Source organism: Actinophytocola sp. (assembly GCF_035762905.1).
In the GTDB taxonomy this organism is placed as follows: Bacteria; Actinomycetota; Actinomycetes; order Mycobacteriales; family Pseudonocardiaceae; genus DASYTH01.
On sequence record NZ_DASUCC010000031.1, the window covers coordinates 1 to 15,031 of the forward strand.

Consider the following 15,031-nt stretch of genomic DNA (forward strand, 5'->3'; position numbering starts at 1 on the left):
CCCCACCCGCAGTGGCACGGCGAACCCGCGTTCTCAGCCGGCGGTGCGGGAGGTCTCCCAGAGATCGATGCCGGAGTCGACGGCGTGCCGGTCGATCTCGGCGAGTTCCTCGTCGGTGAACGGGGGGCCGTCGACGGCGGCGAGGTTGGCTTCGAGTTGGGTGACGGAACTGGCGCCGATCAGTGCCGAGGTGACCCGGTCGTCGCGCAGCACCCAGGAGATCGCCATCTGGGCGAGGGACTGACCGCGCCGGCCGGCGATCTCGGCGAGGGCACGGACCCGGGCCAGGTTTGCTTCGGAGAGCATGCTGGCCGGCAGCGAGGAGTCCCGGCTGGCCCGGGAGCCTTCCGGGATTCCGTCGAGGTACCGGTCGGTGAGCAGGCCCTGGCCGAGTGGGGAGAAGGCGATGCAGCCGGTGCCCAACTCGCCGAGGGTGTCCAGCAGGTCCGGCTCGATCCAGCGGTTGAGCATCGAGTAGGACGGCTGGTGGATCAGCAGCGGGATGCCGGCCGAGCGGAGCAACTCGGCGGCCTGCCGGGTGACGGCCGGCGAGTAGGACGAGATGCCGGCGTAGAGCGCCTTGCCCGACCGGACCGCGGTGACCAGCGCGCCGATCGTCTCCTCCAACGGCGTGTCCGGGTCGAACCGGTGCGAGTAGAAGATGTCCACGTAGTCCAGACCCATCCGGGTCAGGGACTGGTCCAGCGAGGCCAGCAGGTACTTGCGCGAGCCCCATTCCCCGTACGGGCCGGGCCACATGTCGTACCCGGCCTTCGTCGAGATCACTAGCTCGTCCCGGTACGGGTGCAGATCGTCGGCCATGGCCCGACCGAAGCTGCGCTCCGCCGAGCCGTACGGCGGGCCGTAGTTGTTGGCCAGGTCGAAGTGCGTGACCCCGAGGTCGAACGCCCGGCGCAGGATCGACCGGCCGAGTTCGTAGGGCCGGTCCTCGCCGAAGTTGTGCCACAGCCCCAGCGAGACCGCCGGCAGTTTCAGCCCGCTGCGCCCGCAGCGGCGGTAGGTCATCCGGTCATAGCGGGTGGGGTCAGCGGCATAAGGCATGGCGGCATTCTGACCTACCGCCCCCAATCGGCCTATTGTCACCCGAACCGAGCAGCGATACCTTGCCCGCATGGAGGGTCTGGGGCACAGGGAGTAACCACCACCAGAGGTATGCCCGTCTATACACGCGATGTATAGGCGGAGCGTGTAGTGCAAGGCGCACGGCCGCCCGCCCTCCTGAGGGACACCACAACGGAGGGACACCAAGTGCATATCGGCCGAAGAGTCGGAGTCGCGGGCACGGTCCTCGCGCTCACACTCACCGTCACCAACTCCGCAACAGCCGCACCACCGGCCGCACCGGGCAGCCCGGCCGGCGCCGCCCGATCCACCACGGTCACCCTGATCACCGGCGACCGGGTGATCATCCCGGCGACGGCAGGCGCGCCCGTGACCATCCGCGCCGCCAAGGGCCGGGAGGGCATGACCTTCGCCTCCTACAACGCCGCGGGCCACCGCTACGTCATCCCGGCCGACGCGCTCCGCCCGCTGCGCACCGGGCAACTCGACCGCCGGCTGTTCGACGTGACCCTGCTCGCCGAGTCCGGCTACGACGACGCCAGCCGCGCCACCCTCCCGCTGATCGTCACCTACCAGCCCGGCGCCGCACGGGCCGGCGCCGCCGGCGCCCGCGACCTGCCCAGCATCAACGGCACCGCACTGGCCGCCGACAAGGCCAACGCCACCGCACTGTGGAACACGGTGACCACCGGGGCGCCCGCCGCCCGCACCGCCGCGGCCGGCGTGCGCAAGGTGTGGCTGGACGGCCTCCGAAAGTCCACTTTGGACCGTAGTGTGCCGCAGATCAACGCACCCGCGGCCTGGGCGGCCGGCTTCACCGGCACCGGGGTGAAGATCGCCGTGCTGGACAGCGGCGTCGACCAGACCCACCCCGACCTGGCCGGCCGGCAAGCCGCCGAGCGGAACTTCTCCGACGCGGCCGACAACGTCGACCGGGCCGGACACGGCACGCACGTGGCGTCCATCGCGGCCGGCACCGGCGCCAAGGCCGACGGCCGGTACAAGGGCGTCGCGTTCGGCGCCACCATCCTGGACGGCAAGGTGCTCAACGACGGCGGCTTCGGCCTCGACTCGTGGATCATCGCCGGCATGGAGTGGGCCGCCGCCGAGGGCGCCAAGGTGGCCAACCTCAGCCTGGGCGGCACCGACAGCCCGGAGATCGACCCGGTCGAGGAGGCCGTGAACACCCTCTCTGAGCAGCACGGCATTCTGTTCGTCATCGCCGCCGGCAACTCCGGCCGGCCGCAGACCGTCGCCTCCCCCGGCAGCGCCGACGCCGCGCTGACCGTGGGCGCGGTGGACCGGGACAACGAGATCGCGTTCTTCTCCAGCCGCGGGCCGCGCACCGGTGACGGCGCGATCAAACCCGACATCACCGCGCCCGGTGTGGAGATCGTGGCCGCCAAGGCAGCCGAAGGGTTCCTCGGCAACCCGGCCGGGGACGGCTACGTCTCCATGTCCGGAACGTCCATGGCCACCCCGCACGTGGCCGGGTCCGCCGCGCTGCTCGCCCAGCAGCACCCGGACTGGACCGGCGCCCAGATCAAGGCCGCGCTCACCGCGTCGGCCGCACCGACCGCCGGGGCGAGCGCGTTCGACCAGGGCTCCGGCCGGGTGGACATGGCCAAGGCGATCACCCAGACCGTCGTCACCCAGCCCACCAGCGTCAGCCTCGGCACCGTCCAGTGGCCGCACGATGACGACCAGCCGGTGACCAAACCGCTCAGCTACCGCAACACCGGCGCCGCGGCGGTCACGCTGGACCTGGCCGTCGAGGCCACCGGGCCGGACGGACAGCCCGCGCCCGCGGGCATGTTCGCCATCAGCGCCAACCAGATCACCGTGCCGGCCGGCGGCGAGGCCCAGGTCTCGGTCACCGGCAACACCCGGGTCGGCAGCAAGGACGGCGGCTACACCGGCGCGATCCGGGCCACCTCGGGCAACACCGTGGTGCGCACGCCGATCGCGGTCGACCGGGAGGTGGAAAGCTACAACGTCACGTTCAACGTCAAGGGATTCGACGGAGCACTCACCCCCGGCTACGACATCCTGCTGGTCGGGCTGGACAGCCCCACCGTCGCCTTCCCGTACGACGCGGACGGCAGCGCCACGATCCGGTTGCCCAAGGGCCGCTACGTGGCCGACACCATCGTCATCGCCGAGAACGAGGGCACGCTGGAGCGGCTCGCCCACCTGCCGTACCCGGCGCTGTCGGTGACCGGCGAGACCACGGTCGATCTGGACGCCCGCACGGGCCGGCCGGTCAGCATCACGCCGCCCGACCCGGCGGCCACGCTCGCGGTGGCCGGCATCGGCTATGACGTGATCAGCGAACAGGGTGGCTTCGGCGTCACGTTCATCCTGGGTGATCTCGATGTGTACTCGATCGCCCACATCGGCCCGGCCCTGCCGAGGGAACAGCTGACCGCGAGCATCAACACCCAGTGGAGCAACGCGGGCGGGGAGTTCTTCGGCCTGGCCGAGTTCCGGTTCGGCACCGTGCCGACCGGGTTCACCAAGGTGTACCGGCCACGGGACGTGGCAACGGTCAAGGCCGAGTTCGGCGCGGGCTCGCCCGGCCGGTCCGGTCTGCGGTTCGCCTTCCCGGCTCCGGCCAACGCCCCCTCGATGGGCGGCGTCGCGGTGCTGATGGACGTGACCCTGCCGGGCTCGCGAACCGAGTACTACAACGCCGACGGTGTGCGCTGGCAGACCGGCTTGTGGCAGGTGGATCTGGAGAACTTCGTGATCGAGTACGAGGCATTGTCGGAGTTCAAGCAGTTCCGGGCCGGGCGCACGGTCACCGAGCGGTTCCTCAACGCGCCGTTCGGCCCGGCGTTCCCGCGCTCGGAGTTCCCGTGGGCGGCCCGCGGCGGGGACTTCATCGGCGTGACCGTGCCGCTGTTCAGCGACGCCAGCGGCAACAGCGGCTCGTCGGTCGTGGAGTCGGGCAGCACCAAGCTGTTCCGCAACGGTGAGCTGGTCGGCGAGGTCCCCGAGGCCGGCCGGGGCGGGTTCGACGTGCCCCCGGAGGTGGCCAACTACCGGGTGACCACCGAGGCGGTCCGGTCCGCCGCGCTGTTCGACGTGAGCCGGCGGGTCTCGGCCAGCTGGACGTTCCGGTCCGGGCACGTCGACGGTGACACGCCGGCGCCGCTCCCGCTGTCCGCGGTGCGGTTCACGCCGCGGCTGGACGCCACGAACAGCGCGCCGGCAGGCACGGCGTTCCTGGTTCCGGTCGCCGTGCAACAGCAGAACGGTTCCCTGGTCCGGGCGCAGCGGCTGACCGTCGACGTGTCCTACGACGAGGGCCGGACCTGGCGGCGGGCCGAGGTGGTCCTCGGTCTCGCGGTGCTGCTGCACCACCCGGCCGGCGCCAAGTCGGTGTCGCTGCGGGCCATGGCGACCGACCGGCACGGCAACACGGTCGACCAGACCATCATCAACGCCTACAAGCTGGTCAAGAAGTAGACCGCACGGCCGGACCGGCGGCAGCGCTGCCGCCGGTCCGGCCAACGGGCGTCAGGGCAGGCCGGCCACCAGCTCGGCCGGCGGCACCCGGGTTCCGGTGTAGAACGGGATCTCCTCGCGCACGTGCCGCCGGGCGTCGCTCTCCCGCAACCTGCGCATCAGGTCCACGATCCGGTGCAGCTCGTCGGCCTCGAAGGCGAGGATCCACTCGTAGTCGCCGAGCGCGAACGAGGCCACCGTGTTGGCCCGCACGTCCGGGAAGTCCCGGGCCTGCTGGCCGTGCTGGGCGAGCATCCGGCGGCGCTCCTCCGGCGGCAGCAGGTACCACTCGTAGGACCGCACGAACGGATAGACGCACACGTACCGGCGGGCCTCCTCCTCGGCGAGGAAGGCCGGAATGTGGCTCTTGTTGAACTCGGCCGGACGGTGCAGCGCCAACTGGCTCCACACCGGAACCGACGCCCGGCCGAGCGCGGTGCGGCGCAGCCCGGTGTAGGCGGACTGCAGCTGCTCGACCTCCTCGGCGTGCCACCAGACCATGTAGTCGGCGTCGGCCCGCAGCCCGGCGAGGTCGTACACCCCGCGGACCACGACACCCTTGTCCGGCAGACCATCCAGGTAGTCCCGCGCCTCGGCCGCGGCCGGACCGCGGTCATCGGGCAGCCGGCCGGGCTCGAACCGGAACACCGACCACATCGTGTATCGGATCGTGGCGTTCAGCTCGGCGAAGTTCGTTCGGGCCATAGGACCATGGTAGGCATTGCGCATGCGCGCGATGACCAGGGCGGAATGGCTCGAGTTCGTCCACGCCGGAACCCGGACCGGCAAGCTCGCGGTGACCAGGGCCAGCGGCGCCCCGCACGTGACCCCGATCTGGTTCCTGATCGACCAGGCCACCGACGGCGACCACCTGGTGTTCACCACCGGCGATTCCGGCGTCAAGGCCAACGCACTGCGCCGCGACCCCCGGTTCGCGGTGTGCGTCGACGACCAGCAGCCCCCGTACTCCTTCGTGATGATCGAGGCCGAGGCCACGCTGTCGGAGGACCTCGACGCGGTGCGGCACTGGGCCACCCGGCTCGGCGCCCGGTACATGGGCGAGGCGGCGGCCGAGGCGTTCGGACAACGCAACGCCGTCCCCGGCGAGTACCTCGTCCGCGGCCGGATCACCCGAGTCATCGCCCACGCCCAAGTCTCGGATTAGGTCCCCGCGTCCTGGAACGTCATGCGACGCCTTGGCCCAACCCCGCGGCGATCGTGGTCGCGGCGGCGTCGGCGGCGGCGATGCAGGCGGGGATGCCCACCCCGCGCAGCACTGCCCCGGCCACGGCCAGACCGGGCAGCTTCGCCACCGCGCGCTCGATCGACTCGACCAGATCGAGATGGCCGACGCCGAACTGGGGCAGGCCACCGCCCCAGCGGGTCACCACCGCATCGACCGGTGCCGCCGTGATCCCGGTCAGCTCGGCCAGGTCGGCCCACACCAGCCGGACCAGCTCGGCATCGTCGACGCGCAGCGCGCCGGGGTCGCCGTGCCGCCCGACCGAGCCCCGGACCAGCACCGGGCCGGCCGTGCCGAGGTGGCCCCACTTGCGCGCGGAGAAGGTGAACGCCTTGGCGGTGTACGGATTTCCGTCCGCGTGCCGCTCGCCGGAACCGATCAGCACCCCGGAGCTGTCCGGCAGCTCGGTGCCCGGCGGCAGCGCCAACCCGACCACGGCCATGGACGCGACCTCGACCCGGGCCAGGGCCCGCGCGGCCGGATCGGCCACGCCGTCCAGCAACCGGCGGGCCGCGGGGGCCGGCACCGCCAGCAGCACCGCGTCCGCATCCAGCACCGGGTCGGGCGGGGCATGCGCGGCCGGCACCGCGCCCAGGTCTAGCCGCCAGCCCCGGTCCAGCCTGGTCAGCGCGCGCACCGGAACCCCAAGCCGAATGTCCACATCGGACCGCTCGGTCAGCGCGTCGACCAGGCCGCCGAGCCCGCCGCGCAGCGTCGCGAACACCGGGGTGGCGTCGACGAACTCCGCGTCCGGCAGGGCCGCGGCGGCGGCCGCGGTCAGCGAGGTGGCACCCCGGTCCAGCGCGCCCGCGATGGCCGGCAGCGTCGCCCGCAGGCCAAGCCCGTCCACGGTGCCGGCGTAGACGCCGCCGAGCAACGGATCCACCAACCGGTCCACCAGTTCGGCGCCGAACCGCTCGCGCAGCAGCGCACCGAGACCGGCGTCCGCGCCGGCCAGCCGCACCGGCGGCAGCCCGGGCTCCGCGGCGACGGCGCGCAGCCCGTCGGCGGAGAGCACGTCGCGCACCGCGTCCGGTCCGGCCGGCACCCCCATCACGGTGCGTGGCGGGATGTACCGGGTCACCCCGCCGGCCAGCACCATGGACCGGGCCCCGGCCGGGTGCACCAGATCGTGGGCCAACCCGACCTCGGTGGCCAGCGCGACCGCCTCGGGCCGCCGGTTGAGGAACGCCTCCGCCCCGACGTCGTAGCGCAGGCCGGCCAACTCCACCGTGCGCAGCTTTCCGCCGAGCCGGTCGGTCTGCTCGATCAGCACGATCCGCGCGTCCGCGCCGAGCAACCGCCGCAACCGGTACGCCGCCGCCAGCCCCGAGATCCCCCCACCGACGACGGCGATGGTGGGGGATGGAGCGACGTTCATGGTTGGACGCTGTGCACGAGCTCGACCACCCGGGTGATCACGTCGGGGTCGGTGTTGGGCAGCACACCGTGGCCCAGGTTGAAGATGTGGCCGCCGGCCGCGCGGCCCTCCGTGATGATCCGGCGCACCTCCCGCTCGAGCACCGGGAGGTCGGCGAGCAGCAGGGCCGGATCGAGGTTGCCCTGCACCACCGGGGCCGGGCCGTCCGGTCGCTCGGCCGCGAGCCGGCGCACCGCCTCGTCCAGCGGCACCCGCCAGTCCACGCCGACCACGTCCGGTCCGGCCGCGCGCATCGCGCCGAGCAACTCGCCGGTGCCGACCCCGAAGTGGATGCTCGGCACGCCGATCCCGGCCAGCACCGCGGCCGAGTGCGGCAGCACCAGCTCCCGGTAGTCGCGTTCGGACAGTGCACCGGCCCAGGAGTCGAACAGCTGCACCGCGTCCACGCCCGCGGCCACCTGCGCGTCCAGGAACGTGCGGGTGATGCCGGCCAGCGACCCGAGCAGCGCGTGCCAGGTGTCCGGGTCGGAGTGCATCAGCGACTTGGTGCGCTCGTGATGCCGGCTCGGCCCGCCCTCGATCAGGTACGAGGCCAGCGTGAACGGGGCGCCGGCGAAACCGATCAGCGGGGTGTCGCCCAACTCGGCGAGCAGCAGGCCGATCGCGTCGGCCACCGGGCGGACCGCGTCGGCAGCCAGCGCGGGCAGCGCCCGAACGTCGTCGACGTCCCGCACCGGGTTCGCCACCACCGGGCCGGTTCCGGGCACGATGTCCAGGTCGATCCCGGCGGCGTGCAGCGGCACGACGATGTCGCTGAACAGGATCGCCGCGTCCACGCCGTGCCGGCGCACCGGCTGCATGGTGATCTCGCAGACCATGGCCGGGTCGAAGCAGGCGCTCATCATCGAGGAGTCGGCGCGGAGCCTGCGGTACTCCGGCAGGGACCGGCCCGCCTGCCGCATGAACCAGACCGGTACGCGATCCGAGGATTTGCCCGCGGCCGCCCGCAACAGGGGCGCCTCGCCGAGCGTGCGCCGGGCCGCGCTGCCGGCGGGTTTGGTCACGTTGGTCATGTCGACACACATCGTGCCACGCGAAACTCCGGCGCGCCGTTACCGCTCACCGACTCGGGTGGACTTACAGTTACGACTTGTGACCGGTACGTCCGCCGCTCCCGAGCTGTTCACGCGCGCGGTCGCAGCGCTGCGGTCGCTGCGGCCCCGCCCCGAGTTGCGCATCGACGAGGTCCGCGCACCGCAACGGCTCGCGCCGTGGGCGTGCGCGTTCACCGCCGAGGTGGACGGGCCGGGCGAGGTCGTCGCCACCGGGCGGCTGGTGCTGCTGCACGACCCGGAGGGCGCGGACGCGTGGGGCGGCGTGCTCCGCGTGGTCGCCTACGTTCGCGCCGAACTGGATGCCGAACTGGCCGTGGATCCGCTGCTGCCCGAGGTCACCTGGTCCTGGCTCACCGACGCGCTTTCCGCCTGCGGCGCGGAGTACACCGCGCTCGGCGGCACCGTCACCGACACCTCCTCGGCCCGGTTCGGCGACATCTCCGGCCCCGCCCGCACCGACGACCTCGAGTTGCGCGCCTCCTGGACGCCGCTGTCCGCCGACCTCGCCCCGCACGGCGAAGCCTTCTGCGACCTGATGGCCAGCGTGGTCGGCCTCCCTCCGGTCGGCGTTGCCGCCTTCGGCCAACGCCTGCGCGGCTGAGCCGTCCGGGCCGGGACGTCGCCGAGCACCGACGCGCCCGGGGTGATCAGTTAACTTTTGCCAGTTAGGACTGTTGGTCAGTGGCTACCTGCTCGGCCGCCCGCAACACGCGGAGTATGTTGCGGCCGGCCAGTTTGGCGCAGTCGTCCTCGGTCCAGCCGCGGGTCAGCAGCGCGTCGAACAGGGCCGGGTAGCGGCTGACGTCCTCAAGGCCCTCGGGCAGCGACGACGTGCCGTCGAAGTCGCCGCCGATGCCGATGTGATCGATGCCGGCGATCTCCCGGGCGTGCTCGACATGGGCGACCACATCGGAAACCGTGGCGGGCAGGGCGGACGAGACGAACTGGGACACGAACGTCACCATGCATACCCCGCCGTTTTCCGGCAGCCGGGACAGCACATCGTCGGGCACGTTGCGTGGGTGATCACGCACGGCGCGGCAGGACGAATGGCTGAAGATCACGGGAGCGGTCGAGGTGTCGAGCGCGTCGCGCATCGTGTCGGGAGAGACGTGCGAAAGATCGACCAGCATGCCGAGCCGGTTCATCTCGGCGACCACCTGACGACCGAAATCGGTCAGTCCGCCGTGTTCCGGCTCGTCGGTGGCCGAGTCCGCCCACGGCACATTCCGGGAATGGGTCAGCGTCAGGTAGCGAACCCCCAACCGGTACAGGGCCCGCAACGCGCCGAGGGACCCGCCGATGCAGTGCCCGCCCTCCGCGCCGAGCAACGACGCCACCCGGCCGGCGGCGATCGCCGACTCCACCGCGTCCGCGCTCACGGCGATCCGCAACTGGTCCGGATACCTGGCGACCAGCGCGTAGACGATCTCGATCTGTTCCAGGACGGCGGTCACCGCGGCGTGGCCGGTGAACTCGCACGGCACGTAGACCGACCAGAACTGCGCGCCGACACCGCCCGCGCGCAGCCGAAGAAGATCGGTGTGCAGCTTCGATTGTGGCTTCGTGAGGTCGATTCCGGCGCAGATCGCCCGCGCGTCCGGGCCGAACCGCTGGCGCAGTGCCCACGGCAGGTCGTTGTGCCCATCGACAACGGGGGCGGTCCCCAACAGCGCCCGAGCCCGCTCGTACTCCGCGGTTTCCACGAGGGCGACTCCGTTTCATCGGGTGTGCTGGCACTACCGTTACGTAACCGGCACGGGTTGGTCCAATCGTGTGACATCACCCCGGCCGGGTGACAACTCGATCGGATATATCACGTCTTGATCATGTCGCTAACCCTCTTGGGCGGCTAGGCTCCTCTCGTCGACACCACTTTCGGTCCAATGGCGGCGCGGCTGTTTGGCCGAAAGTCCCGGTGCCGGTCGGGGGGCACGACCGACTCCAGGGAGGTAGTGACGTGGCTGCCGTCGGCTTAGGTCAGGCCGTTCGAACCACGCCAGCCGGCGTACTGCCGGCGAACATGGTCCCGCACCCGCGGGAAGAGCTGTTCTCGGTGCTAGTGGTCGATGACCATCCGTTGTTGAGGGAGGCGATAGCTGCCCGGCTCACACAGATGGGAGCCGGCACGGTCCATGAAGCCGCCACGGTGGCCGAGGCAAGGGCGCGCGCATTGGCCACCGGCCCGTGCGATCTCGCGATCCTTGATCTCGGGTTGCCGGACGGCAGCGGCATCGAGTTGGTCACCGAGCTCCGCAGCCATGGCTGGCCGCGGATCGTGGTGCTGGCCTCGTCCGACGATCCGTACGCGGTTCGGTCGGCCTTCCAGGCGGGCGCCCAGGCCTATCTGCTGAAGTCGGCCTCACCGATGGTGGTGACCGACGGGGTTCGGCGGGTGCTCGAAGGCGGCGTGTACGCCGACCCGAGCGTCGCTCCGATCCTCGCGACCGGCACCCGGGTTCCGGGTACCGACAACACGCCGCGCGAGCTGTCGGCGCGCGAGGTCGAGGTGCTCCAGCTCGTGGCCGATGGACAGTCCAACAAGGAGATCGGCGAGGGTCTGAACCTGTCCGCTCTGACGGTGAAGAGCCATCTCTCGCGAATCGGCCGCAAGTTGGGCACCGGAGACCGGGCTCAGATGGTCGCGCTGGCGATGCGGGCCGGCGTGATCCGCTGAGCGCGAAAGCGACTCGATCGTAGGAACACAAGTCAAGATCTGCTGGTCCGCACCACCTGCCGGAGATCGTCCCGTAGGGTGATCCGTCGTGGGCACAACAGGGAACGGGGACACCGAGCAGGTGCGATCCGATCCCGTGCTGCTGACGGAGCCGTCCGGTGGCACACCGCAGGTGGTGACGGACCCGCGAACGCTCGCCGACGTGTCGGCCGCGATCGCCGCGGGCCAGGGGCCGATCGCGGTCGACACCGAGCGAGCCTCCGGATACCGGTATTCCCAGCGGGCCTACCTCGTGCAGGTCCGCCGGGAGGGTGTCGGCACGGTACTGGTGGATCCGGTCGCGCTCGACGACCGCATCGAGCCGCTGATCGCGGCGTTGCGGGGCGCCGAGTGGGTGCTGCATGCGGCCTCTCAGGATCTGCCCTGCCTCGACGAGTTGGGGCTGCGGCCGGACCGGCTGTTCGACACCGAGCTGGCCGGGCGGCTGGCCGGCTTCGAGCGGGTCGCCCTCGGCACGCTGGTCGAGCTGCTGCTGGGCTTCCGGCTGGAGAAGGGACACGGCGCGGCCGACTGGTCGCACCGCCCACTGCCCCTGGACTGGCTCAACTACGCCGCCCTCGACGTCGAGCTGCTGGTGCCGCTGCGGGACGCGCTCGAAGCCGAGCTGACCGCGCAGGGCAAGCTCGACTGGGCGCTCGAGGAGTTCGAGGCGCTGCGCACCGCGCCGCCCCCGCAGCCGCGGGCCGAGCCGTGGCGGCGCACGTCGGGCATCCACCGGGTGCGTACCCCGCGCGGACTCGCGGCCGTGCGATCGCTGTGGGAGGCGCGCGACGGGCTGGCCCGGCAGCGCGACATCGCCCCCGGGCGGATCCTGCCGGACAGCGCGATCGTGCACGCCGCCGTCGACGCCCCGGCCGACGAGGCCGGTCTGCTGCAGCTGCCGGTGTTTCGCGGCCGGGCGCAGCGCCGGCTGGCCGACACCTGGATGCGGGCGCTGCGCGACGCGGCCGAGCTGAGCCGGCGCGAGCTGCCCGACCCGTCCCCGCCCAACGACGGCCCGCCGCCGCCGAACCGGTGGGCCGACAAGGATCCGGCCGCCGCGGCCCGGCTGGCCGCCGCCCGCGCGGCGCTGGCCGCCATCGCCGAGGCCAACCGGCTGCCGCTGGAGAACCTGCTGCAACCCGACCTGGTCCGGCGCACCTGCTGGGAGCCGCCGGCCGAGCTGTCCGAGGAGGCGGTCACCGCGGCGCTGCGGGCCGGCGGCGCCCGCGGCTGGCAGATCGCCCTCACCGCAAGCTCGCTCACCGAAGCGCTGCGCGCCACGCCGGCCGAGCGGTAGCCGCGAGCCGGTTTGGGCGGCGGGCGGCGGTGGCACCCTTGAGTCCATGATCCGCGTCGGCACCTCGGGCTGGCTGTACCCGCCGTGGCGCGGCCGGTTCTACCCGACGGGCCTGCCGCACCGCCGCGAGCTGGAGTACCTCGCCGGGCTGGTCAACTCCGTGGAGCTCAACGGATCGTTCTACTCGCTGCAGCGTCCGGCGAGCTACCAGGCGTGGCACGCGCAGACGCCCGACGACTTCGTGTTCGCGGTCAAGGGCGGCCGGTTCATCACGCACATGAAGCGGTTGCGCGAGGTCGAGACGCCGCTGGCCAACTTCTTCGCCTCCGGCCCGCTCGCCCTCGGTGCCAAGCTCGGCCCGGTGCTCTGGCAGCTGCCGGCCAGCCTGCCCTACGACCCCGACCTGCTGGCCGCGTTCTTCGCGCTGCTGCCGCGCGACACGGCGACCGCGGCCCGGCTGGCCGCCCGGCACGACGAGCGGCTCGCCGGCCGGTCCTGGACCACCACCGACGCCGACCGCCCGCTGCGGCACGCGCTGGAGGTACGCCACCCCGGCTTCGTCGACCCGTCCTTCCTCGACCTGCTCCGCGCGCACCGGATCGGCCTGGTGATCGCCGACACCGCCGGCAAGTTCCCCTACCTCGAGGACGTCACCGCCGACTTCGCCTACGTGCGGCTGCACGGCGACGAGGAGCTCTACGCCAGCGACTACTCGGCGGCGGCGCTGGACCGGTGGGCCGGCCGGGTGCGCGAGCTCGCCGCGGCGGCCGGCGACGTCTACGTCTACTTCGACAACGACATCCACGCCTACGCCCCGCACAACGCCATCGCGCTGGCCGGGCGGCTCGGGCTCAAGCCGGCGGCACCTGCGGAAGCCGCACGGTGACGGCCAGCCCGCCACCCTGGACCGCCTCGGCGGACACCTGGCCGTGATGGGCCAGCACCACCGCGCGCACGATGGACAGGCCGAGCCCGGTGCCGGAATGCGCGGTGCGGTCCACGCCACCGCGGCGGAACGGCTCGAACAGCTCGCCAACCCTGGCCGGGTCCACCCGCGCGCCGGACGAGCGCACGTGCAGGCAGGACACCCCGGCGCCGCGGTCCAGCCGCACCTCGATCCAGCCGCCGTCCACGTTGTGCCGCACCGCGTTCTCCAGCAGGTTGCCGGCCACCCGCTCGAGCAGCGCCGGATCCCCCACCGTGGGCGCGGTCTCGCCGATGAACGACGCGGTGATCCGGCGGGCCTCGGCGTCGGCGGCGACCGCCCGCCAGGCCGAGCCGACCACGGCCGCCAGGTCCACCGGCTCGTCCGTGCCGAACCCCGGACCCAGGCCCTGACCGTCCGCGCGGGCCAGCAACAGCAGCGCCTCGACCAGTTGCCCGGCCCGCAGGGTCGCGGCCCGGACCACCTCGGCCATCCGGCGCAGCTCGGCCTCGTCGGCGGTCGGGTCGGCCAGCGTGACGTCCAGCTCGGTGCGGATCACCGACAGCGGGGTGCGCAGCTCATGGCTGGCGTTGGCGACGAAGTGCCGCTGTGCGGAGAAGGCCGCCTGCAGCCGGTCCAGCATGGCGTCGAACGTGTCGGCCAGCTCGGCCACCTCGTCGCGCGGGCCCCGGTGGCCGATGCGCTCGCCGAGCGACTCCACGGACAGCCGGTGCGCGGTGGCCGTGACGTCCCGCAGCGGCTGCAGCACCCGGCCGGTGATCGTCCAGGCCAGCAGCGCGGTGGCCACCCCGACACAGACGAACGCGATCGACCCGGCCGTGAGGATCCGGTCCCGCACGTCGTCGCGCAGCGCCTCGGCCAGCCGGTCCGCCTCGACCGGCACCCCGTCGACGGTGATCGTGGCGCCCTCGGGCAGCGACGGCACCGAGCCGGCCACCTCGCCGGCCAGGATCCAGCCCAGCCACAGCAGCACGGCGCTGGCCACCACCACCAGACCGGTGGTCAGCAGCGTGATCCGGGCGCGTAGTCCTGGCCCTCGCCGTCGCCCCGGCTCAGCCACCGTCGGACCGGTTCGCCACCGGCACCCGGTAGCCCGAGCCCACCACGGTGTCGATGATCCCCGGCTCCCCCAGCTTCTTGCGCAACGTCATCACGGTCACCCGGACCGTCGTGGTGAACGGGTCGGCGTTCTCGTCCCACACCCGCTCGAGCAGCTCCTCGCTGGAGACCACCGAGCCGGACGCGGCCAGCAGCACCTCAAGCACGCCGAACTCCTTGCGGGTCAGCTCGACCGGCCGGCCGGCCCGGGTCACCGTGCGCCGCGCCGGGTCCAGCTCGACGTCCCCGGCGACCAGGATCGGCGGCGTCACCGGGGTGGCCCGCCGGGCCAGCGCCCGCACCCGGGCCACCAGCTCGGCGAACGCGAACGGCTTGGCCAGGTAGTCGTCGGCACCGAGGGACAGCCCCTCGACCCGCTCCTCCACCGCACCGCTCGCGGTCAGCATGATCACCCGGGTGAGCTGGCCGGACCGGACGATCTCCCGGCACAGCTCGTCGCCGGACATGCCCGGCAGGTCGCGGTCCAGCACCACCACGTCGTACCGGGTGATGGACGCCTTCTCGTGGCCGTCGTCGCCGGTGAGCGCGATGTCCACGGCCATGCCCTCGCGGCGCAGCCCCCTGGCCACCGCCTCGGCAAGGGGCTGCTCGTCCTCGACGATCAGGATCCGCACGCCG

At 72.5% G+C, this 15,031-nt stretch carries 13 protein-coding genes; 6 read left to right on the top strand and 7 right to left on the bottom strand.

Features of this window, described 5'->3' with window-relative positions; all coding sequences use genetic code 11:
- Positions 1-33 precede the first annotated feature (33 nt).
- A complete protein-coding gene (gene mgrA, locus VFV67_RS04375; RefSeq protein ID WP_326467393.1) occupies positions 34-1,062 on the bottom strand; it encodes an L-glyceraldehyde 3-phosphate reductase in 1,029 nt (342 codons plus the stop codon).
- A gap of 207 nt (positions 1,063-1,269) precedes the next feature.
- Between mgrA and VFV67_RS04380 the strand changes: the two genes are divergently transcribed.
- The gene (locus tag VFV67_RS04380; protein WP_326467395.1) at positions 1,270-4,554 is read left to right on the top strand and encodes a S8 family peptidase; all 3,285 of its coding nucleotides are present in this window, start codon (positions 1,270-1,272) and stop codon (positions 4,552-4,554) included.
- Between the two features lie 51 nt (positions 4,555-4,605).
- On the opposite strand, the gene hemQ is transcribed toward VFV67_RS04380, so the two are convergent.
- Complete coding sequence (hemQ, locus tag VFV67_RS04385) at positions 4,606-5,298, bottom strand: hydrogen peroxide-dependent heme synthase (protein ID WP_326467397.1); 693 nt, start codon at positions 5,296-5,298, stop codon at positions 4,606-4,608.
- Positions 5,299-5,320: 22 nt separating this feature from the next.
- On the opposite strand from hemQ, the gene VFV67_RS04390 reads away from it, so the two are divergent.
- Complete coding sequence (locus tag VFV67_RS04390) at positions 5,321-5,758, top strand: PPOX class F420-dependent oxidoreductase (RefSeq protein WP_326467398.1); 438 nt, start codon at positions 5,321-5,323, stop codon at positions 5,756-5,758.
- Between the two features lie 19 nt (positions 5,759-5,777).
- Here VFV67_RS04390 and hemG read toward each other — a convergent pair whose 3' ends face one another.
- Complete coding sequence (hemG, locus tag VFV67_RS04395) at positions 5,778-7,217, bottom strand: protoporphyrinogen oxidase (protein WP_326467399.1); 1,440 nt, start codon at positions 7,215-7,217, stop codon at positions 5,778-5,780.
- Positions 7,214-8,281, bottom strand: a complete 1,068-nt coding sequence (hemE, locus tag VFV67_RS04400) for a uroporphyrinogen decarboxylase (protein ID WP_414636171.1) — start codon at positions 8,279-8,281, stop codon at positions 7,214-7,216. Before hemE ends, hemG begins: the two co-directional genes overlap by 4 nt.
- 88 nt (positions 8,282-8,369) lie before the next feature.
- Between hemE and VFV67_RS04405 the strand changes: the two genes are divergently transcribed.
- Positions 8,370-8,933 (top strand): DUF3000 domain-containing protein, encoded by a 564-nt coding sequence (locus VFV67_RS04405; RefSeq protein WP_326467402.1) that lies wholly within the window; start codon positions 8,370-8,372, stop codon positions 8,931-8,933.
- A gap of 64 nt (positions 8,934-8,997) precedes the next feature.
- Here VFV67_RS04405 and VFV67_RS04410 read toward each other — a convergent pair whose 3' ends face one another.
- The gene (locus VFV67_RS04410) at positions 8,998-10,038 is read right to left on the bottom strand and encodes a dipeptidase (RefSeq protein WP_326467404.1); all 1,041 of its coding nucleotides are present in this window, start codon (positions 10,036-10,038) and stop codon (positions 8,998-9,000) included.
- A 254-nt stretch (positions 10,039-10,292) separates the two neighbouring features.
- Here VFV67_RS04410 and VFV67_RS04415 point away from each other — a divergent pair, with 254 nt between their 5' ends.
- The 3 genes from VFV67_RS04415 to VFV67_RS04425 all read left to right on the top strand — a co-directional run bounded on the left by VFV67_RS04415 (position 10,293) and on the right by VFV67_RS04425 (position 13,234).
- A complete protein-coding gene (locus VFV67_RS04415; protein WP_325161656.1) occupies positions 10,293-11,009 on the top strand; it encodes a response regulator transcription factor in 717 nt (238 codons plus the stop codon).
- An 88-nt stretch (positions 11,010-11,097) separates the two neighbouring features.
- Entirely contained in the window at positions 11,098-12,348 is a 1,251-nt protein-coding gene (locus tag VFV67_RS04420) for an HRDC domain-containing protein (protein ID WP_326467405.1), read from the top strand.
- 46 nt (positions 12,349-12,394) lie between these two features.
- On the top strand, positions 12,395-13,234 hold the full coding sequence (locus VFV67_RS04425; RefSeq protein WP_326467406.1) for a DUF72 domain-containing protein: 840 nt from the start codon (positions 12,395-12,397) through the stop codon (positions 13,232-13,234).
- Here the strand turns inward: VFV67_RS04425 and VFV67_RS04430 are convergent.
- Together VFV67_RS04430 and VFV67_RS04435 are read right to left on the bottom strand one after the other, a co-directional pair.
- On the bottom strand, positions 13,200-14,354 hold the full coding sequence (locus VFV67_RS04430; protein WP_326467407.1) for a HAMP domain-containing sensor histidine kinase: 1,155 nt from the start codon (positions 14,352-14,354) through the stop codon (positions 13,200-13,202). The two genes, VFV67_RS04425 and VFV67_RS04430, sit on opposite strands and share 35 nt — an antisense overlap.
- The gene (locus tag VFV67_RS04435) at positions 14,347-15,027 is read right to left on the bottom strand and encodes a response regulator transcription factor (protein ID WP_326467409.1); all 681 of its coding nucleotides are present in this window, start codon (positions 15,025-15,027) and stop codon (positions 14,347-14,349) included. The genes VFV67_RS04430 and VFV67_RS04435 overlap by 8 nt, the downstream gene beginning before the upstream one ends.
- Positions 15,028-15,031: the final 4 nt, after the last annotated feature.